At 38.3% G+C, this 21,714-nt stretch carries 18 protein-coding genes; 11 read left to right on the plus strand and 7 right to left on the minus strand.

Annotation, left to right across the window (positions count from 1 at the left end):
• The first annotated feature begins 1 nt into the window (after position 1).
• The 4 genes from ACY650_RS00695 (at position 2) to ACY650_RS00710 (ending at position 3,648) form a co-directional block, all read left to right on the plus strand.
• Positions 2-1,954 carry a DUF3857 and transglutaminase domain-containing protein gene (locus tag ACY650_RS00695; protein ID WP_462250719.1) on the plus strand — a complete coding sequence of 651 codons (1,953 nt, stop codon included), beginning with the start codon at positions 2-4 and terminating at the stop codon, positions 1,952-1,954.
• 261 nt (positions 1,955-2,215) lie between these two features.
• Complete coding sequence (locus tag ACY650_RS00700) at positions 2,216-2,695, plus strand: GNAT family N-acetyltransferase (protein ID WP_462250721.1); 480 nt, start codon at positions 2,216-2,218, stop codon at positions 2,693-2,695.
• 48 nt (positions 2,696-2,743) lie between these two features.
• On the plus strand, positions 2,744-3,268 hold the full coding sequence (locus ACY650_RS00705; protein WP_462250723.1) for a hypothetical protein: 525 nt from the start codon (positions 2,744-2,746) through the stop codon (positions 3,266-3,268).
• Entirely contained in the window at positions 3,265-3,648 is a 384-nt protein-coding gene (locus ACY650_RS00710) for a hypothetical protein (protein WP_462250725.1), read from the plus strand. Before ACY650_RS00705 ends, ACY650_RS00710 begins: the two co-directional genes overlap by 4 nt.
• Here ACY650_RS00710 and ACY650_RS00715 read toward each other — a convergent pair.
• A complete protein-coding gene (locus ACY650_RS00715; protein ID WP_462250727.1) occupies positions 3,645-4,097 on the minus strand; it encodes a methyltransferase family protein in 453 nt (150 codons plus the stop codon). The genes ACY650_RS00710 and ACY650_RS00715 overlap by 4 nt on opposite strands.
• A gap of 120 nt (positions 4,098-4,217) precedes the next feature.
• Complete coding sequence (locus ACY650_RS00720; protein WP_462250729.1) at positions 4,218-8,084, minus strand: S8 family serine peptidase; 3,867 nt, start codon at positions 8,082-8,084, stop codon at positions 4,218-4,220.
• 299 nt (positions 8,085-8,383) lie between these two features.
• Between ACY650_RS00720 and ACY650_RS00725 the strand changes: the two genes are divergently transcribed.
• Both ACY650_RS00725 and ACY650_RS00730 read left to right on the plus strand, forming a co-directional pair.
• Complete coding sequence (locus tag ACY650_RS00725) at positions 8,384-8,806, plus strand: hypothetical protein (protein WP_462250731.1); 423 nt, start codon at positions 8,384-8,386, stop codon at positions 8,804-8,806.
• A 156-nt stretch (positions 8,807-8,962) separates the two neighbouring features.
• Positions 8,963-9,298: a single-stranded DNA-binding protein gene (locus ACY650_RS00730; RefSeq protein WP_462250733.1), complete on the plus strand. Its 336-nt coding sequence runs from the start codon at positions 8,963-8,965 to the stop codon at positions 9,296-9,298.
• Positions 9,299-9,352: 54 nt separating this feature from the next.
• On the opposite strand, the gene ACY650_RS00735 is transcribed toward ACY650_RS00730, so the two are convergent.
• The 4 genes from ACY650_RS00735 to ACY650_RS00750 form a co-directional block, all read right to left on the minus strand.
• Positions 9,353-10,468 carry a hypothetical protein gene (locus ACY650_RS00735; RefSeq protein ID WP_462250735.1) on the minus strand — a complete coding sequence of 372 codons (1,116 nt, stop codon included), beginning with the start codon at positions 10,466-10,468 and terminating at the stop codon, positions 9,353-9,355.
• A gap of 27 nt (positions 10,469-10,495) precedes the next feature.
• On the minus strand, positions 10,496-11,311 hold the full coding sequence (locus tag ACY650_RS00740) for a hypothetical protein (protein ID WP_462250737.1): 816 nt from the start codon (positions 11,309-11,311) through the stop codon (positions 10,496-10,498).
• A complete protein-coding gene (locus ACY650_RS00745) occupies positions 11,301-11,933 on the minus strand; it encodes an RNA polymerase sigma factor (RefSeq protein WP_462250739.1) in 633 nt (210 codons plus the stop codon). The genes ACY650_RS00740 and ACY650_RS00745 overlap by 11 nt, the downstream gene beginning before the upstream one ends.
• Positions 11,934-12,078: 145 nt before the next feature.
• Entirely contained in the window at positions 12,079-14,856 is a 2,778-nt protein-coding gene (locus tag ACY650_RS00750) for a S8 family serine peptidase (protein ID WP_462250741.1), read from the minus strand.
• 248 nt (positions 14,857-15,104) lie between these two features.
• Here ACY650_RS00750 and ACY650_RS00755 point away from each other — a divergent pair, with 248 nt between their 5' ends.
• Positions 15,105-15,944, plus strand: coding sequence for a M57 family metalloprotease (locus ACY650_RS00755; RefSeq protein ID WP_462250743.1), 840 nt, complete (start codon positions 15,105-15,107; stop codon positions 15,942-15,944).
• A gap of 46 nt (positions 15,945-15,990) precedes the next feature.
• On the opposite strand, the gene ACY650_RS00760 is transcribed toward ACY650_RS00755, so the two are convergent.
• Positions 15,991-16,440, minus strand: coding sequence for a GreA/GreB family elongation factor (locus tag ACY650_RS00760; protein ID WP_462250745.1), 450 nt, complete (start codon positions 16,438-16,440; stop codon positions 15,991-15,993).
• Positions 16,441-16,546: 106 nt separating this feature from the next.
• Between ACY650_RS00760 and ACY650_RS00765 the strand changes: the two genes are divergently transcribed.
• The 4 genes from ACY650_RS00765 (at position 16,547) to ACY650_RS00780 (ending at position 21,707) form a co-directional block, all read left to right on the plus strand.
• Complete coding sequence (locus ACY650_RS00765) at positions 16,547-17,062, plus strand: RNA polymerase sigma factor (protein ID WP_462250747.1); 516 nt, start codon at positions 16,547-16,549, stop codon at positions 17,060-17,062.
• Between the two features lie 3 nt (positions 17,063-17,065).
• Positions 17,066-17,941 (plus strand): FecR family protein, encoded by an 876-nt coding sequence (locus tag ACY650_RS00770; RefSeq protein ID WP_462250749.1) that lies wholly within the window; start codon positions 17,066-17,068, stop codon positions 17,939-17,941.
• A gap of 6 nt (positions 17,942-17,947) precedes the next feature.
• Positions 17,948-20,605, plus strand: a complete 2,658-nt coding sequence (locus ACY650_RS00775; RefSeq protein WP_462250751.1) for a TonB-dependent receptor — start codon at positions 17,948-17,950, stop codon at positions 20,603-20,605.
• An 88-nt stretch (positions 20,606-20,693) separates the two neighbouring features.
• The gene (locus ACY650_RS00780) at positions 20,694-21,707 is read left to right on the plus strand and encodes a hypothetical protein (RefSeq protein WP_462250753.1); all 1,014 of its coding nucleotides are present in this window, start codon (positions 20,694-20,696) and stop codon (positions 21,705-21,707) included.
• Positions 21,708-21,714 lie beyond the last annotated feature (7 nt).

Below are 21,714 nucleotides of genomic sequence, written 5' to 3' on the forward strand. Positions count from 1 at the left end.
TATGAGAATTTTTCTATTTAGCATCTTAACAGTCGTTCTATTCACGGTAAGAGCACAATACGCCGACAAAAGACCCTTTGGTGTTATCACGGAGGAAGAAAGACAACTCGATCATTGCGAATTCGATTCGTTGGCCGAGGCAGTCATTCTTTTCGATGTTGGTAAGTCAAGATTTGTTAATACGACTGAAGGCTTTAAGATAAAATTTACAAAGCACAAACGGATCAAAGTCTTTAATGAAAAAGGAAAGGAATATGCTTCCGTTCGCATGCCCTACTATATCAGTGATAACAGAAGCAGAGAAGTAATAAAAGATATTAAAGCAACTACATACAACTATGTAAATGGGGCACTGGAGAGAAAGGAAGTAAACAAGGCAATGATCTTTGAAGAAAAGATAAACGAGAATTGGAGTCAAAAGAAGTTTGTTTTCCCAGATGTTCAAGACGGGAGTATCGTAGAATTCTCCTATGAGCTTACTACTCCATTTATTTTCAATCTAAAAGATTGGGAATTTCAAAATGAAATACCCACACTATATAGCGAATACGAAGTACAACTTGTTCCTTTCTACGAATACGCTAGTCTAAGTCAAAGTATCGATTCATTATATATATATGACGTAGAAACAGACAGAAGAGAGTTTAATGATTTTGGAGTCAGCTATAAATACGTCAACACTAAATACGCACTAAAAAATGTTGAAGCTTTCAAAGATGAAACGTTCATTACTAGTGTAAATGACTACATAAAGAAAATAGATTTCCAGCTTTCCAGAATTAACTATCCTGATGGCAGAACTATAGATAAAATGACTACTTGGAAAAGCCAAAGGAAAAGTCTTCTGGACGATGAAGACTTCGGCAAGTTCATCAAAAAAAGCACAAATGCTTCCGAGAAAATCTTAGAAGAAAATCTTGATTTATCAGGATTGTCAAAGAAGGATAAGATTAAACAAATCGTGGAGTATGTGAAAAACAGTTTCCATTGGAATGGATACTATGGTAAGTATAGTAGACAGACTCCCAAAGAATTTCTAAAAGGTAAAAGTGGCTCTGCTGCTGATATAAATTTATTTCTGATTGGGATGCTTCGAGCTGCTGGAATTAATGCAGATCCATTGATATTGAGTACACGAAATCACGGAAAAATTAATCTAATTTATCCCTTTAACACGTCCACAAACTATGTTTCGGTATTTATCCAAGATGAATCCATAATGACAGATGGCACTCAGAAATTATTGGACTATAATATGATTCCAACATTTTGTGTAAATGAAATGGGGCTGGTTGTTAATAAAAATGATGAAGATTTATGGCTATCGATTGAATACAGGGCACCATCAATTGAACAGTATGCGATAGATATTAAGGTCGATCCTGAAGAATTGACCTATACAGCGAAGGTAAATGTCAAAAGTACTTTTTTCGAAGCATTCAATATGCGTAAGCTCTATGGTGACAACGAAGAAAAAATAAAAAATAAACTGCTCGAAGATTTTATAGATGTTGACTCAATCCAGGTTTATGGCTATGACAATTCTTCAAATCCTTATACATTGATATATAGTGCAACAACAGAGATGGAGCAACTGGGTGAATACCTCATCATAAAGCCTCTTTTAAATCTACCTATGGAAGAGAATCCACTAACACTAGAAGAAAGATCCTATCCTGTTGACTTTATATATCCATATAGAAACTATTACAGAGTGAAAATTGAAATCCCGGAAGGATATAAAATCTTAAAACTTCCGTCACCAAAAGAGGTAAACAATGATGCAGTCCTCATTCAATCTCAGTTTCTTGACAGCGGTAAGGCTCTTCATTTTTTGGCATTATATGAATTTAAAAAAGGAGTCTATCAACCTAAATATTACAAACTACTCAAATCGAGTATTGATCAGATAATAGAAACCATGAACCAAAAGATTTACTTGACTACTGAATAAGAAAATTTTAGCGGCAACAACTTAAGATTTTTTCAAACGTTTTGGCATTATGATCGAAATCATTCTTGAATTCTTATTTGGTATTTTCTCTGTAGACTGGAGCAAGTTTAAGAAAAAGAAGCGCGCCAACTCCTGAAGATTCTTCATGAGATCAACTCAATTTAGTACCACTCTACACTACTATTACACTTATAATCTTTGGATGTATTCTAAATCTATCTTGCAACTTAAGCGTGTCAAACTGATAATTAAGTAACAACAATGGACATTCAATTCAAGCGTCTCACTGAGGTTTCGAAATCTGCAATCGTAGAATTGATGTCAAGTCCATTAGTGAGAAGACAAATGCCACTGCTTACAGGCAATTTTACCGATGAAGATTGTGATAAGTTTATAGCCTCCAAAGAACAAATGTGGGAGCAACATGGCTATGGCCCATATGCATTTGAAATAGATGGGGAGTTCGCCGGCTGGGGTGGAGTTCAACCAGATGATGGAGAAGCTGATTTAGCATTGGTACTACACCCAGATTTCTGGGGCGTCGGTAAAGTACTTTACAAGAAAATTATAGATAAGGCTTTCGGAGAAATGAACTTAGATTCAGTCGTTGTTTTCTTCCCTCCTTCGAGAACTCGTATTCAAGGGTTTCTTAGACTAGGTTTTGTGAAAGACGCAGAGATGGAGGTAGGTGATGAAAAATTCATTCGTCATCGCTTAATGAATCCTTCAAAAGAGAGTTGATTCTAAGGTGAATGATGAAATAGTTATTTTAGTATTAACTAGTTCATTATGAATGACTTTGAAAACAGACTTAAAGGCGGTCACCCAAATTCTTTAGGTAATACCATTGAGGTGGTTGATGAAATACTTGCAGATCAATCTTTGTTCGATGAGTTGTTTAGCTGCTATTTCAGCGATGACGAAATTGTAAGACTCAGGGTATCGAATGCGATGAAGCGCATCTGCAAAGAAAAGCCTGAATACCTGGTTCCATTTTTAGATCGATTCATCCTCGAAATAGCAAAAATTGATCAGCCTTCCACTAAGTGGACTATTGCTCAACTGTTTGAAATGTTGGATTCAAATTTATCAGCTAAACAAAAGGATCAAGCAAAAGCGATAGTTAAACATAATCTAGAAACAGAATCAGACTGGATAGTTTTAAACAACTCCATGGAGGTTCTATTCAATTGGTCTCGATCAGATGACTCACTTCATCAGTGGCTTATCCCCCATCTGAATCGATTGGAAAAAGATGAAAGAAAATCTGTTTCTAAAAGAGCAAGTAAACTACTATCTAAGGTCGGCCGATGACAAAATCCAAACTACTTAATATTGGCCTTCTCATATCCTCGCTAATTGTATATTTCGAATGGGGAGGAGATCATTCAACGTTCCTGTATAAAATTGAATGGGATTTAATGGCTAAAACTCTTAGTGAACCTACCAGCCTGCTACATCCATTTATCATACTTCCCTTCATTGGTCAAATACTTCTTCTCGTCACACTTTTTCAAAAGCAATCGAGTAGAAAGCTATCCTTAATTGGAATGATTCTTTTAGGATTTCTGATATACTTCGTTTTCGTTATTGGGATCTTTGCTCTGAATTTTAAGATCTCAGGATTAGCATTTCCATACGTACTACTAAGCTTTATGTCAGTAAAACATCACAGAATGAGAAGTAGCGGCTAGATCCACCTCCTTACTCTGCTGCAATAATCTTCGTATTCTTCACCAAATAGCTCCTTCAAAGCATTTTCTTCAGGTTTTATTTGAAACCGTGTCAAGTACCAGATAAAAAAAGCTAAACCAACAATCGTAAGAGGATTTCCTATTCTAAGAATACCGCCTGCTAGAATACAGGCCATTCCCAGATACATCGGATTTCGGGTATAATTATATATGCCCTTAGTTACTAGCGCTGTAGCTTTGGAAGGCTTAGTCGGATCAACAGTTGTTCCATTTAACCGAAACGAAATAACGCCAGAAAATGCCACCAACACTCCTAATGCTAGAACGACTCTTGACAAAAACGTTTGATATTCGAACCTGAAGGATATCGAAGGGAAAAGAATAGAGATCCCAAAAATGATTCCTAAGCTTAGGAATAAAACGACTACAGGTGGAATCTTAAGTTTCATTGTTTGTATAATTCTCCGTCTTTCATAACTAAACTAAAGATAGAGCTCAAATGATTATTTGAAAATAAAAAGCCCCGTCCGCAAGGCAGACAGGGCTTTAGACTAGGTTAAGTTAAAAGGTTAATCTTTTATAAACTTCTTAGTGATTGTTTTGTCACCATCATCCTTGAAGTTAATGATATACATTCCAGCTTCAAGATTAGCAACATTCACTTGTCCACCAACTAACTGACCAGTTGAAACAATCTGACCATTTAAGTTAGTGATTGAATAAGAAACTTCATTTCTATTAGAGCTAATAGTCAAGCGATCATTTACTCTATAGTTAGGATACATGTTCATGCTAACTGGTGTACCTACAGAAGTAGATGATGACTGAATAGCATATGAAGATGTTGCTCCACCTACACAGAAGCTTGTTGTTTCGCTAGATCCAAAAGATCCACCAGAAGCCAATGTAGTGCTTCCATCAACTAAGCTATAAGAGCCATTACCATAAGAACAGCAAATACCATCTCCATAAGTATCACTTATTACAAAATCATAGCATCCAGCAGCAAGAGAAGCAACTTCAACTACTGTAGAACCATCAGCTTGAGATCCGTAAGTTCCTCCTGATGCTACAACAGTAGATCCATCTCTAATCTCCCAGCTAGTTTCCTCTGGATAGTTATCTAGCACTATAGTTAGTGTCACATCAATGTTGCCACCAGTGCTTCCAGCACTAACAGCCAAATCATCAATAGCAATATCACTTGACCATCCGTTTCCTGTCGTACCTACCATTCTTAATTTAATTGTACCACCTAGGTAAGCAGCAAGATCAACGTTAGCTGTCTGCCAAGAATTACCTTGATTTCCAGAAAGCGTCCAAATGTTTGTCCAGCTTGTTCCGTCTGTTGAAGCTTGTGCTGTCAACGATCCCACATTGTTTCCATACATATGATACTGGAAAGAGAATGTAGCAGCACTTGCACTTGAAAGGTCGAAACAATCGCTTTCAAGTATAGCAGTCGCATTACTACCAATTTGTCCAGCACTTCCATTTGTAGATGCTTCAAGGAACATGTAGAATGATCCATCAGCTCCCGAACTTGGTCCTGTGTTTGATGAAGGAGTTCCTCCCGAATCTCTCACCCAGTTTCCATCATCACCAGTTACCTGAGTCCATCCATCATTAGACTCGAAGCTTTCGCCATAAGGGAGAGTTTCAGTACCAGCACAAGTGATTCCATCACTAAGCGTAGTAACATTAATTGATGCACTTGCGGCAGAAACATTGCCAGCAGCATCTTTAGCTCTTACACTAAATGAGTAAGATGTACCTGCTGTTAATCCAGTGATATTTGCACTAGTTCCAGTTACTGTACCTAAGTTAGAAGATCCTTGATATACATCGTATCCAGTTACTCCTACATTATCTGAAGAAGCACTCCAGTTTAGTGACAAGGTCGTTTGAGCTACGTTAGAAGCTGAAAGGTTTGTTGGAGCTGTAGGAGCCTGCGTATCCGCACCTCCGCTGGTAGTCACAGAAAGATCATCTACCGCGATATCGCTTGACCATCCATTACCTGTTGTACCAACAATTCTTATTTTAACATCTCCTCCAGCGTAAGCTGCTAAGTCTACATCAACAGCATTCCACTGGTTGCCTTGATTTCCAGAAAGTGAGTATAGTTCATTCCATGTTGCACCGTCATTAGAAGCTTGGATTGAGATTGATCCTACATTGCTTCCATACATGTGATGTTGGAAAGAGAATGTTGCGCCTGTAGCACCAGATAGATCAAAGCAATCACTTTCTAAAATAGCCGTTGCGTTGTTTCCGATTTGCCCAGCACTTCCATTTGTAGAAGCTTCAAGGAACATGTAGAATGATCCGTCAGCTCCAGCGCTTGGTCCTGTGTTTGATGAAGGAGTTCCACCAGAATCTCTTACCCAGTTTCCATCGTCACCACCTATCTGATTCCATCCATCATTTGACTCGAAGCTTTCACCGTAAGGGAAAGAACTGATGGTTGTAGTACAAGATAAGCTTACAGTTCCAGTAGTGAAACTTACTGATGAGCTGTAAGAAGAAGTTGAATTATCTGGACAAGCACTTCGTACTTGAGCCTCATATTGCGTACCGCTTGCTAATCCAGTAAGATCTGTACTTGTTCCTGATACTGAAGAAGTAGTCCAAGATCCACCAACTGGTCGGTATCTCACATCATAACTAGCATTTGAAACTGCATTCCAGCTAAGCGTAGCTGTAGTAGTTCCCACATTAGAAGATCCTAAACCTGTAGGAGTTGTTGCGTTACAAACTGGAGGTGTACCAGTAACACCTGTTACTACTAGTGAGAAGTTTTGACTACCACCTGAAAGCGATCCTTTGTGAGTTACTGTAATCGTGTAAGATCCAGAAGCTCCAGAAACATCAATTCTTTCGTAGTTATCAACATTATTGTCACCAGTTCCATTTGAATTAACACCAGTTAGTCGGTATGGAGTATAGGTCGTACCACCTTTAGTTACTCTGATATCAAGGTCATTAACAAGTACTGGAGTAGCAAGGTTAGCAGTTCCAGTATTAGCAGTTCCAGCAGGATCTGTCCATGAAATTGAAGCTAATAGTGGGCTGCTTCCGTCAGAGTCTACATTAACTGAGTAAGATCCACCATTTGAAAGTGTAAGCTCATCAATTACTGATCCATTACCATTGTCTGAAATAGCTTCAGCTGCAGCTTTTGTATTCATCAATCCCCATCCAAATACAGCATCCGGTCCGCTGATTCCAGCATCGTCAGCTGTATGCAGAGCAACACCTTTCAAAGTAGCAGATCTCATGAAGCTACCATTCAGGTTATTGTAATGCTGCTGAAGTAATAGTAATGATCCAGCAACGTTTGGTGAAGCCATTGATGTACCACTTATCGAGTTGTACGCATTGTCAGCGTTGTCGTAAGTTGAGTAAACACCAGTTCCATTACCAGTAATGTCTGGCTTGATTCGATAATCATCAGTTGGTCCTTCACTACTGCTTCCATTGATTACAACAGAATTGAAAGATCCATCATTATTTACGTTAGCATCTTGACCATTTGCTACCACCATGTTGTTTTTAGAGGTAGAATGTCCAGTCAATTTGTCAAAAGATGAGTTACCTCCAAGTGGATTAGAGTTTGCACTGTTATCGTTACCATCGTTACCAGCAGCAACAACCATCAAATAATAAGGTGAATTGTACATTAGGTTATCCCAGTCTCTGGAATCATCAATATACGCACCACCATACCATGCTGGAAGTTGTACTTGTCCAAACTGGTTTCTCCAAGCAAAACCGTAAGAGTGATTTGAAACCAACATTCCTGCAGCAGCCTCAGTGGTAGCTTCAGCCAGGTCATTGTTCCAATCATGAGTACGTGCTCGAGCTCGAGGAGCCATTCCTTTTGCAGCTGCCTGAACACCGGAAGCTACAATTGTACCTGTAACGTGTTGTGCATGAAAGCTATTTCCATTTAATGATGTTACTCCATCGTTGATAGAAACACGGTTGTTACCTCCAGGTCCATCAAATTCCTGGTGAGTAGTTCTAGTTGGTCCACCGTCCCAAACATGGGCAGTCATATTTTGACCATCTAGACTCAATCCAAGAGATCCACCTATGTTTAGGTGGTCAGCTCTGGTAGATCTTGCTGCATCAGCGTTATGGATGGAATAATAAAGGGGCATACCATCCGGAGTAACACCGACAAGCTCATCGATCGATCCATCGTCGTTTGTTTTTAAAACGTCCCATCCTCTTAGCGCAGCCATGTTGATAGCTTGTGCCTTTTGGATACTTTGCTTCTCGGCAAATTCGCGTTGTAGTTCTGTTAATTTGTCTTGATCATACTTGCTGCTGATCTCTGCCTTCTGTAATTCAGTTTGGGCATAAGTTGTAGTTGTGGACACAGCAAAGGCTAGCAACAACGCCTTTACCAGTCGCTCGGTTCTTCTCATAATAATACGATTAGGTTTTTAATTAATCGGACGAATATAAGGTTATTTTCTAGCGACTTCCAATAAGCTTCGTTCAAAAAAAATTAAATAAATATTTTATTCTGCATTTATCATATTTACAGAATTATATTATTTCATATTTAAAATTACAACATTCGTGTAGGTACATTTGTATTAAAAGAAGATTCAACTGTATTATCATATGATAATAAATGTTTCACATCATCGACCAATCACGGAATTAAATAGATGAATTTTCATAAATTATGAAATAAATACGCGTTAACCCAGAAAAACTCATGCTCCCAAAGACGATCAAAACCTTCATATTTCTATCATTATTAGCACAATCATGTGTTGCTCAAAAAGCCACTGAGCCTAATGGCAAGCTTAAAGGAGTGATCGGAGTCTATGAAGGGAATTGCATGCCTGGACCAGGAAGAAAACCTTGTGAACCAAAACCCATTGCAGCAGAAATATTGATAACAAGTGTGAGCAAATCATACGATGAATCGCTCCTAGTAAAAATGGTTAAATCAAATGAAGATGGCATCTATGAAACCAACCTGCCTTCTGGTACTTACAGCCTTTTTCTAAGAGATGATGATCAGGTCGTCTGCACACTGATCCAGTGTCCTACAACGTGCATTTGTCTTCCATTCAAAATAAGCAATGACTCAACGACAGTCATTGACGCGAACTTAGACCACGCTACTTGGTAATAAGTATTGGCATTCTCATCTTCAGAAGAATACATTTGGTATACATAAGTATTCCCATGTCTGCATAGAAAGACCTATTGATTTGAATAAAACAATCTTTACCATTAATCATGATGCGGTTCGGAAAGTAGGACTGTGAAATTTAAATCTAAGAAAATGCAAAGCTTAAGAAACAGTGTACAGTTAATTGGCAGGTTAGGAAACAATCCTGAGGTAAGAACATTTGAAAGCGGTAAGAAGATGGCCAGCTTTTCATTGGCCACCAATGAAACGTATTACACCAGTGAAGGCGATAAAGTTACCGACACCCAATGGCACAATATTGTGGTGTGGGGTAAGAAAGCTGATATCGTAGAAAACTATCTCAAAAAAGGAAGCGAAATAGCAATGGAGGGAAAATTGATATATAGGTCTTACGAAAAAGAAGGTGAGACGAAATACATCACAGAAGTCAACCTAAATGAATTACTAATGATGGATAAGAAAGGCTAAAAAAAGAACCCATTAGTATCAACTAATGGGTTCTTTTTTAATATTAATTTAATCCTATCCTTTCTTTTTGACAGTGATCTGTCCTATACCTGCTTCTCTTGAAATAGATCCCTTAGCATAGCTCTGAAGCGTTTTAGCTTTCACGCTCACTTCGATCTCCTCTGGCATTTCACAACCTCTACACTCCGTCAATTTCACCTTAAACACTAACGTTTCATCTGCAGCTAAGCTCTTGATAGTTCTACCATAATCCATCAGATTTTCTTTGAAGGTCTGTTCAAATTCAGGATACATGGCATTCACCTTACTGTCTCTTTCCTCACTTGTCAAGCCGCTCTCACCAGTAGTTCTGATTGTATGCCAACCATTATCACTACTCGAAGAGTACACCTTCATACTGAAGGTGACACCGAATCCTTCTAAAGTAGTATAACCAAGCGAGCGTGAAGAGCTGTAATACGTTGAGGAAAGGTCAGGCTCATAAAGTCTGGCAAAAATTGTAGCAAAAAGCTCCAGGTCTTTAGACTCTGCTGAATTCTCCTCAGGTGATTTAAACGAAATTTTCTTGATCACTCCTTCCCTATCCAGTTTACCCTGCTTATATGCGATCAAATCACTTTTCATGATTTGAGCAGTCAAACTACCCTTCTTATTTCTTGAATTGTTATTGATATAGAATATGCGACTATCGGTACCCCTAGATTGAACCACTATCCTATCCGAAGGCTTCAATTGTCCAATCAAATCTGCATAGTCAACGAGGAAGATAGTCATCTGCTCTTTTAAATTTTCTTCAGCTTCCTTAGATTTTTTGTCTCTATCCTCCTCTAATTTCTTAGCATCCACTACAGCAATTTCATCATCATCATCATCGTCATCCGAACTAATGACATATGTCCGTCTTCCGTTCCCATAGACCACATTACTGCCTTGACTTGTGTAGATGTAACTCACTTTAGGTATGCTAAATACTACACCAAAGTCTGGCATGTAGTTACTTTCTATATTGTTACTGAAACGTATTCCACTTTCACCTCTTGATAAGGTACCTAGAATATCTTCCGCAATTTTAAGATCACGCTCCATGCGCTTTTCATCGAATTTTTGCGAGTATGCAGTGGAAAATGTCAATGCGATAAGCGCGATTCCACAAATTATTTTACTAGTCATTTTCATCATTTTACTTTTTACCTATTATCAATATTGGTTAGGTTGTTGGACAGGTTCTTCTACACTTGAAATAAGATTTGCAAGAATTTGATTGGTTTGAAACTGATTCAGCTCTGCATTGTCCTGAAAATTTTCAAACCGTGTTTGAATTACCTCCAAATCATTTTGTCTTTGGATATCCAGGAAGATGGCAAAATCCGTCATCGCCTGATCCATATATTTCTTTTGTGAGGTTTCCGAATCCTCAATCAGCTGTTTCAAATAGTCGAGATATGCTTGGCGCTCATGTTCAAAATCTGATTCTGACACCGGATTATTACTTACCTGGCGTACTAACTGATTTTGGAGTGATTGATTGTTATCTCTAACATATTCACGCATTCCGGCTTCTGAGCTAGCAAGCACTTGATTCATATCAACATTGTTCTTAGCTATAGCATCTGCAATCATTGATGCTACTTGCTCTTGGTTATAACCTTGCTCTGTTTCACCAAATGCAAGTTTAAATCCATCACTATCGTATGACGCGTTGAATTGAGTCAAATATCCCATAAACAAGATGATTGCAATACTTGCAGCAATCGCTAAGGATTTTCTCCAAAAATGAACAGCAGTACCACTAGCTACGACAATACGAGAGGTATTATCGAATGTAAATGAAGGCACATCAACTTCTTTATCCTTCAACTGACTCATTATACCCAATGCTGATTTCATTTCACTGAGCTCATTCCTTGCTTCTGGGTTGCTTGAGAGATAATCTTCTATCTTCTGCTTTTCATCCCCTGACAATTCACCATAGAGGTAAGATATCAGTGTCGATTCTTCTGGTTTATAACTCATAGCTTATAGTTTCTTTCGTTATATTTTTTTCTTCTAGCTGTTTCTTCAACATTTTCAACCCTCTATACAACCATGTTTTGACTGTATTTTCCGAGGTTTCTAATGCATCTGCTATTTCTCTAAACTTCATCCCCTCATACTCCTTCATTATAATCACACTACGATGATCGGATGGTATCTCTTGAAGGCATTCAAAAAGAATCTTTTCCAACTCTAATTGCCGATAACTCATCTCTGGGTTATAAAAAACACCTTCTGCCTCACCCTCCTCTTTTATAGTGGATTCTCCTTCATCATTTTTAGTAACTGTGAATGGTACTGTCTTAGACTTGCTTTGCTTCCTTCCTTCTTGATAGCAAAAATTGGTTGCTATTCTATATATCCATGGCTTGAAGCTCCCTATTTCCTTGAGCTTTTTCAAATTTTTAAACACCGAGATAAAGGTTCGCTGGGTAATGTCAGCAGCCAAGCTTTCGTCAGAGCATTGCTTCAATACATAATTAAATATGCGCTTGTACCAAAGATTCACCAACTGATTAAATGACAACTCATCACCAGTCATTGCTTTCTCAATCAGCGCTTCCATAGGCACCATGGTTCCTCTTATCTGATTAGCCTGCATAAGATCCGATCGATTACTTCAAAACTATTCTTCATACCGATTAGGTTTATTCAAGGATTAACCTCAAAGGAAAAAAGTTTTAATATCTATAAAAAAAAGCAAAAAATCAGGTAACTGGCTGAATACCAGGTATTATAATTTACTATTATCTAATAGAGACGAGTCCTGTATAGACTTCTCCATCAGCATAGAGCCTGTAGAAATAAACTCCAGATTGAAAATTAGTAGTAGAAATAAAGTCTTGTGATCCCTGTACTTCTTTAGAGAAAACCAAAGCTCCTTTCTGGTCAATAAATTCTATTAATGGCGTTCGATCTTCAAATTCACGAGTGAGTATGGAAAAATCTTCCCCTGGTTGAATTGGGTTAGGAAAGATTCTTATTGGCTCTTCAGTGAGATAAAAGGAAGTTCCCGCTGAGAATACCAATTCCTCTCCATTAATAAAATAGATAATTGCTCTGTGCTCATTAAATCCTTGACTGGGGTTTTCATCCAGGAAAGAATACTCCTCTCCATCAAAAGTTGTTATGGAGCCAATTTGCTGAAACCCGTTAATAAAATCGTTACGCTCAAATTCAATTCTATCAATTCCATATGTGGTGCCTAAAGTCAAATTTAAATGTATGCCGGTATCCAATGCTACGGTCTGAAAGAATGAAAAGACATAGCACCCTACTCCTTGTAGCGTATAATCAAATGTCGGAGCAGGCAGTAAACTTTTACCGCTTGGAAGATTCGGTCTTACAGAAAATCGGTTAGTAGGTAATTCATTCACATTCGAAACCACAAAAAAAGTATCGGTAGTTGTCTCAAAATTATCTAAGGACTCAGTCCCTAAAGTAAGGATCGTATAATCCATGGCATCAGTCACTGGGTGCCACTTAAGCAAAAGGGAATCACCACAATTAAATCCAACACTCGTGGTAAGTGGCTCAGATAGCGTGAATAAATCTGTCTCAAAGAATTCGCCATCTATCTCCATACGAGCTCGCACATCATCTCCAAGAAATGGAGCATTATTCCACCTCCAATACTCGTCAGATAAATCAATATTAGAATCAAGTGTTATCCAATTCACATCATCGGCTGAGTAAGAAAGAGCCCCTGTGCCAACTTTTGTTGTATTCCACCTGAAGTATGAACCAGACTCACCATTGTAAGGCATGTTGTCACTTCCAGTGGGGAAATCCCATTCGAATGTATCGTCTGTTTCATATTGCCACGTAATAAAATACGTTTGATCTCCAGTAACCTCTTCACCTTCGACTTCTACCGTATAGTTAGTACCTGGACTTGTGATCGTCACTTGTTCTACATTGTTCAAATCATCAACACCTCTTACTGCAGCTTTCGAAAGTGAATTCACATTTGGCGAGGCATCCAAGACCCATGGAAGAACAACCGTAGCACCATCCACTACCCGTAAATTCAAGTCATTTACTAGCGCCTTCGCATCATTTACATTGGCCGGCAAATCAGTCCAGCATAGGGTCACTTTCAGATTGACGGCATCAGCAGGAATGCCTAAATCGAAAGAAACAGTCTCACCATCAGACACTGCCCCACTTGCAAATTGCGTATTTCTTAGCGCCTGCATAGATCTCCAAGCGTCAATATTTCCATAACCAGTAAGAAAATCCAACCCCTCTGATCCAACATCTCTTGCATTGTTAATAAGTAAAGCTTTTACTAATGCTGCTGGCATATCAGAAGCGTTATCTATTCGATATTGCTGTTGAAGCAAAGCTGAAACCCCCGAAACCAACGCTGCTGAGTTGGAGCTTCCAACAACACTATAAGCAACAACTTCAGGTTTTACCCTTCCATCATATGCCGGGCCTCTTGATACAAAAGCTGGGATACTACCTACAGTATCCACTGAGCCTACAACCAAAGAGTTTTTTGACATTTTGATGTTGCCAGTCAAGTTCGCGTATCCTTCAATATCTACATACGCGCCATCTGTAGAAACCTCAGCACCCTGGTTACCGCTTGAAAAAACATGCAATAGGTTTGGATTTTCATTGACACTTTGATCAAAAGCACGTGCCTCAATTCCGTATTCATTTTCTCGAACGATTCCGTAGGAATGATTTTGAGTATTTATACCAAAATTTAGGTAATGCTGATCAGGGTCAGGCATTGGCTCCAAAAAATCTGAAGATATAATTGTGAGATCAGATGCAACACCTCTCCCCGTAATGAAAGAATTTCCTTTTCCTGCAATTATCGTAGCCATCTCTGTGGCATGATTATCAACAAATTCGCTTTCCAAACCAGAAACTAGACTCCTATTCAATAAATCGATATCATCAATATCGAAATAGTTTTCCTGGATTGATACGGTCTCAGTAGAACCATCTAACTCTGGAAATGAGTGATGAATTCTATTGACCCTGTTGGGATTCAAATTCATATCAATAACCCTACTCTCTACGAAGGGCCTATATACCTTATTGGTAATGTGATAAATATTGGGATCATCAAGAAGAAGCTCTTTGACAAGATCTGTTTTACCTTGGATAAGAAAAATATTTTTGGGGGGATAAGACTTGATAACCTTCAATCCTGCGAACTCGGATTTATTGAAAGAATCTGCAACCAACACATAGTGCAATGAGTGAGATGCTTTTTCTTCGATATCTAATTTCCAATCCGAATCAACACTCCATATCCTACCCATTATTTGAGATGGAATTCCTTTCACGATGTAGTGATTTTCATCAAACGTTTTTAAGATTTCTATTCCATCACCAGAACTTCGAATACTTGAACGAGTAGCCTCTACTAAAAATATCTCATCACTTTTCGATGATTTCTCAGAATATTCCTCAACAATGACACCTCTCCAACCATCTAAATCTTGGGCTAAAGATATAGTTGTCAAAACAATCATTAACACAATCAGCAAATATCCTCTCATTGGTTCGCCAAATTAGGCAAAAGACAACATATTATATATGATAAAATATTATTCGCAGTTATAATGTTTTGATCAAATATTATTGTATTAAAATTGGATTTATAGCAATTTTAATTGTATTAATTTAATTCTTAAAAGAATTTTATTTTGATTATCAGGTGATAATGTTGATAAATAATAGAATATTGTTTTTTTATCCATAAAAAGAACTTTTATATTGCTGGAAAATTGTTTAACCTAATTTTATTATGAGAAGATTAAATTTAGCACTATCGTGTGTGTTAGCGATGATGTTAACTTTTGGCTTTACCTCTTGTTCTTCTGAGGATGATCCACAAGCTGATGTGATTTCTGACAATGTTTTGGCTCAACTGGATGACCTTGGATTCGACACTCAAGGAGTTCAATTAAAAGAGCATCACAACCCTTTAACGGGAGAGACTACTAAAGTTTACCAAATCGAAGGTGATATTCTAATTCCAGAGCATCAAATGAAGGAAATGCTCAAAAGCTCAATTGCTCACATCGGAGCAGTTGGTGAGCAATATCGAACCAGCAATCTTGTTAGCAATAACCAGACAATCACTGTACTTGGTTACACTGGTGGATCTTTTGCGCTAGACAATACAATGAGAACTGCACTTCAATGGGCAGTAAACAACTACAACAGGATTAACATTGGTCTGAACTTCACGCTTGCATTTGGAACTAACTATCAGGCTTATGATATGGTAGTGTACAAAGTAAGTGGAAGCGGTGGTGGATCTGCCGGATTCCCTTCTGGTGGACAGCCTAACAAGTTCATTCAAATCCAATCTGGAACGAGTGGTTTTGGAACAAACGTTACTGAGCACATTATCACGCACGAAATGGGTCACTCGGTTGGTCTTCGTCACACTGACTTTTTCAACAGATCTCTTTCTTGCGGTTCTGGTGGAAACGAAGGCAGCGCAGGTGTAGGTGCAATCCATATCCCAGGAACGCCAACTGGTTTCGATTCGAACTCAATGATGGTAGCTTGTTTTTCAGGAAATGAAGATGGCGAGTTCGGTAACTTCGATGTAATTGCGCTAGAATATCTTTACTAGTTAGTAATCTCCTAATCGTTTAAAAGCCGACAATCGTCGGCTTTTTTTATTGTATACGCTCTATGTTTTGAGTGATTTTGTTGAAGGTAAAAGGCTCACCAACCTTCTTGCCAACCATCGCTTTTGCGATCGGAGCTTCACCAGAGATAGCAAAAAAGGATTGACCATTCACCGTAATTTGACCAACAGCAACACTCAGGAAGAAGTGTGACTTATCTGTCTGGACTAAACAACCATATGAAACCTCGGTAAAAATCTTATCAGTATCAATCATCGTGCAGGCATTCAGCTGATCTACAAGTAAGTTGAGCTGAGCTCCAAGCCTATTTTGTTCTTGGGTCATCATTTCTCTACTGGTTTCATACTTATCCCCCATACTGCTTTTAGTTTCAGAATTAGCAGAATCACGTATTGCAGTAAGCTCAACTTGAACACTGTCAATTTTTTTCTCAAGGAGATCCAGCAAGGCTGATTTGATTTGAGTCTTCGATACCATATAAAATCAAACTTAATTCGAAAAAACAGTAGGGTAAAATTCAATTGATCTGTAGAGATAAAGGAATTATATGGACAGGCATGTATATTTAAGTTGTAATACTCAAATGAAAGTCATCCGTCCACTAAAAAAAGAAGATCTGAAGAGGCTCTACGATGAATATTTCGAGAGCTTGCGTGGATTTTTGTATTACAAATGTGGAGATGTAGATGTTGCAGATGATTTAGTGCAAGAAACCTTTATTAAGGTTTGGAATAAGCGGGATGAAATCCAAATGGATACGGTGAAAAGCCTCTTGTACACCATCGCGAACAATTTATTGATGAATCATTTTAACCATCAAAAAGTTGTTAGAGAACATCAAAAGTCTTCAACGGTTGAGATTTCTTCAAATGCTAACTCACCACAATTCCAGATGGAAGAGGCAGAATTTGAGCAAAAACTCAACCGGGTCATTGAAAGTCTTACTGATGACTGTCGGGAAGTGTTTTTAATGAATAGAATAGATAAATTGAAATATGCAGAAATTGCAGAAAGACTAAACCTTAGTGTGAAAGCGATAGAAAAAAGGATGAGCAAAACACTAAGTTTAATAAGGGAAAGTTTGGGGGTGAACATTTAAAGAATGGATGATTTAGAGAAATATAACGAAGTACTAAATCACGAATCAAAAAACGTGAATGATGAACTTGGAGAATTTCTTCAAGGAGCATCCAATGCACGCGTCCCAAAAGGCAGAGGAAAAGAAGCAATTTGGAGCAAAATTGAAGAGGAGTTAGAAGCAGAAACCAAGTCCATTCCCATTTGGAAGTATGTAAGTATTGCAGCATCTATTATCCTTGTTGCAACGCTAGCAATCGTTTCTCTCAATGACTCTGAGCCCATATTAATTGAACAAAACACCATTGCGGCGGAATCAAAAACTTTGAATCTTCCTGATGGTTCTCAGGTAATCTTAAATGCTAATTCAAGTGTGAGCTACTCAGAAGATTGGGATCGAATAGTCACATTGAATGGTGAAGCTTTCTTCGAAGTAGTAGAAGGTGGAAAGTTTTTAGTGAATACCTCCATCGGTTCTGTAGAAGTTTTGGGTACTTCTTTTAATGTTTTTGCACGTGACTCTACGTTTGAAGTAGCGTGCAAAACAGGGAAAGTAAAAGTGGATATTCCCACCAAAAGTGTTAGTGAGCTGATCACTCCAGGTGAATCGATCAGGTTAGAATCCGATACGGTAAAAAAGACAAAGATTGATGAAAATCTGGTGGGAAGGTGGCAAGCTGGGGTATTCTATTTCAGCGATCAAAGACTATCAGATGTATTGCGTGAGGTTGAGCGCCAATTTGATGTAAAGGTGAATCTATCGGACAGCACCGATTATATATTTAATGGATACTTCACGAACAAAGATGTAGAGAGTGCTCTTGAAATGGTATGCTTACCATTAGGGTTAGGCTATCAAAAGACTGCACAAGGAACATATTCAATAGAGGAACCGGAATAAAGCGCAATGCGAGTACTTGTTACTACCACATTATTGTGCCTGACCACAATCCTGTCAGCCCAACAAAGATTTGATTTATCTGCAAGTGATGAATCACTAACAAGTATTGTAAAATCGCTTTCAAAAAAGTACAACCTCAAATTCTCCTATAGCCCTCGAGAGCTATCAAAACATAAGATCACCAAAAAGATCAGATCGAGTTCTCAAGAAGAATTGATAAGTCAAATATTTGAGGAACTACCCTTTGATTTAAAATTAACAGACGGTATTTATCTAATTATTCCTAACAAGAGCAAGCCCAAACCCAAACCCGTATCCTTGATTGGCCAAGTGCTCGATGAAAGCAGTGGCGAACCCCTGGCTTTTGCTCATGTACAATCAGAAAATAAAGGAACATTAAGTTCTCAAAATGGAAGGTTCAATCTACCTCCTACTGAAGATACAGTCACGCTTACGGTTAGCTACATAGGTTATAAGAAGTTAGAGTTGAAAGTTCCACCTAACCAAGAAAATCTAACCATCAGACTTAATCAAAACCCTCAAGAATTACCTGAGGTGGTCTTGACTGCAGAGTTAGACAATTACAGTCCTACACCTTCTTTCTTTAGCTTAAATCCGCTGCAATTCAACTCCCTTCCAATGCTAGGCGAAACTGATGTCTTTAAGACCTTGCAACTACTGCCAGGTGTTCGAGCAACTGATGAAACGTCTTCCGGACTGGTAGTGCGTGGTGGCCTTCCATCTCAAAACCTCATTTTGATGGATGGCTTCACATTATACAATCTGGATCACTTTTTTGGGATCTTCAGCACACTAAATCCCAACGCAATTAATAATGTAAGCATATATAAAGGAGGCTTTGGTCCTAAATATGGAGGAAGAGTTTCATCAGTAGTAGATGTCGCTGGCAAGAATGGCGGTGTAGATGGATTTAATGGAAGTGCAGGATTGAACATGCTTTCTTTTAATACCACATTAAATATCCCAGTAGGCAATCGTACATCTGCATTGGTGGCATTCAGGCAGTCTTTTACAGATATTATTAATTCAGATCTGTATAAGGAATTTCTTACATCAAGCAGGCAAAACTATTTAGAGTCAATAAGTCCGGAACTAAACAGCATAGGGCTTTCTCCCAAATTAAAATTCTACGACATCAATGCTAAACTTCAGCATCGTTTTAGTGAACGATCGCTCTTCGATATCAATTTCTATTTGAGCGAGGACAACTATTCCGCAAACTATATTGAAGGTGATGATTTTTCCGAATACACAGTTCTTGATCTTTCAGACTGGTCCAACGCAGGGATAAGCATGAATCTAAAGAGCCAGATAAAACCCAATTGGTTTAACAGCACTACTCTTAGTGCTTCAGAGTATAAAGAAGAAGAATCATTGTCGATCACTCAGACATTCTTTGAAGATGTCTCATTTGCTGAAGATAGTATTGCTGCAAATACTGCTCTTACCTTTTTTAATTATTCGGTTAGTAGCTCGGTCGGCGACGTAACTATCAAATCCCACAATGAGGTAGAAATAAATAATGAGAATACACTTTATGGTGGAATAGAACTCAACTCAATAAATACCAAGTACCAAACAACTCAAGGGTTCTTTGAAGAAATATCAACCCTCGAAGATGAGTACAGCGATACGCTAAACATCGAAGCCAATATATTTAGTCTGTATGGGAATTATCAATTTGAAAGAAACGACATCATAGCCAATTTAGGATTGCGTTCCTCCTACTATGAACCCACCGGAAAATGGTATTTAGAACCACGATTCGATATAGGATTTAAAGTCTCTGACAGATTTACATTGAAAGGAGCAGCATCATTCCACCATCAATACATTACGCAGACATCACTATCCATTCTTCAAAATACCGACCAATTTTATTGGATTTTGGCTGACGATAAAATCATCCCCGTTCAGAGAAGTACGCATTTCATCTTTGGAGGTAATTTCAAATGGGAAAAGTGGTCAGTTGATTTAGAATATTACCATAAGCGCACACAAGGCATAATTGAGAATCAATTTTTAGTATTGCCTCCAGAAATAATTGATGCGCTACGTTTAGAAGAACTCAATCTTTCCGGAGAAAACAATGCGGAAGGACTAGACCTTTTCATTAAGTACAGAGATCGAACATTTACCTCTCTTATCAGCTACTCATTAGGAAGGTCTCAAAATTCATTTTGGTATTTTAATCAAAACCAGCCCTACCCTTCGCTGCAAGACCAGAGACATGAATTGAATTTCACCAATATCTTGAAGTTGGGTAAATGGGAATTGTCAAGTGTGTTATTATTAGGAACCGGGCAGTCTTATACTCCTGCCAATCCTGAATTTAGCATCACCAATGATTCAGTCTCGTTTTACAACCTCGACAGGATAAATCAAGCAAGGTTACCGGCATACCAAAGGTTGGATATTTCAGCAAAATACAACTTCAATATTGGGCCACTTAAATGTGAATCGGGCGTTACCTTTTTCAATATCTTAAATCGTAGAAACATCAGATCCAGGAAATATACTGTACGCTACATATTTGATGAACAGAGCAATACAGCTGGAGCTACTGACGACTTAGAAGTAGTACCACTAGACACATATCTCCTAGGATTCACACCCAATTTTTTCTTCAACATTCGCTTCTAAAGGCCCTTTTTTATAAAAATGTAAATTTTTGGTAGGGTAATTTCTTCGGTACATGTACCACTTTCGAAACACAATAATCGAAATACTTATGAAAACGAAGAAACCAATTATCGCCTCACTTTGGATCGCCATGGCAGTCCTAGTATGGTCTTGTAATGAAGAGACTGATGCTCCAAATCCATTACAAAAAAATGTAGTGTCCCAAAACTTACTGGTTAATTCTAACTCAGCATTGGACAAACTAAGAAGCAATGGTATTGGAGGTCCAATGGGAGCTCTTTTTGGAAACTTCCAAAATGCCACAAATGGAAGATCAGCTAAATCTCCTTCAGCAATGTTCAGAAGTTCTGGTAGAACCTCACAAGATTTTACTGATGTTGAAGAGCCTATTTGTTTATTTGAAACATGGGAAGACGATGGCAATGGTAACTATACATTTACCTTAGACTTTGGTGACGGATGTAACTACTACGGAGAATTTCTTAAAGGAAAATTAGTAGAGAAAGGTTCTTACTCTGAGTCAGGATTTAGTTCTACAGCCACATACACCAACTTTGGTGGAAATGATTGGACGATCGATGGTACTCACAGCTACAGTGGTACATGGGAAGAAATAAACGAAACATCAGAACCAGCAGATTCACCTGAATATTACTACAACGCATCCTACCAGTTTAGCGCTGATTTAAAAACAAGCTATATGGAGTTTGGACACGATTCAACAGACGAAGTATCTACTGGCGAACAGTTAATTGAAGTTGATTATGTAGCGCAAGGTTCTGAAGAAGTAGATCAAGATGGGTATACTGTTCAAAGCAGATCAGAATCAATAACAGTTAGCACAGGCGAGTCATTTAGCTCTCAAGTAGACAGCCCACTCTTCTACGACTTCAACTGCGAGAATGATGACGTCTGGATCTACGTGAGCGGACAAGAATCAGGTAGTTATACTTATGAAGGCCAATCAGGCACATACAGTATTGACTATGGAGATGGTGAATGTGACAACATTGTAACAGTAACAGAAAACGGTGTTTCTGAAGATATAGACTTAGGTGAAGAATGGGATGAGTGGGAAGATGAATGTAATGAAGAAAGCTAAGACATAG

The sequence above is a fragment of the Ekhidna sp. genome (assembly GCF_963691765.1).
Lineage (GTDB): Bacteria > Bacteroidota > Bacteroidia > Cytophagales > Cyclobacteriaceae > Ekhidna.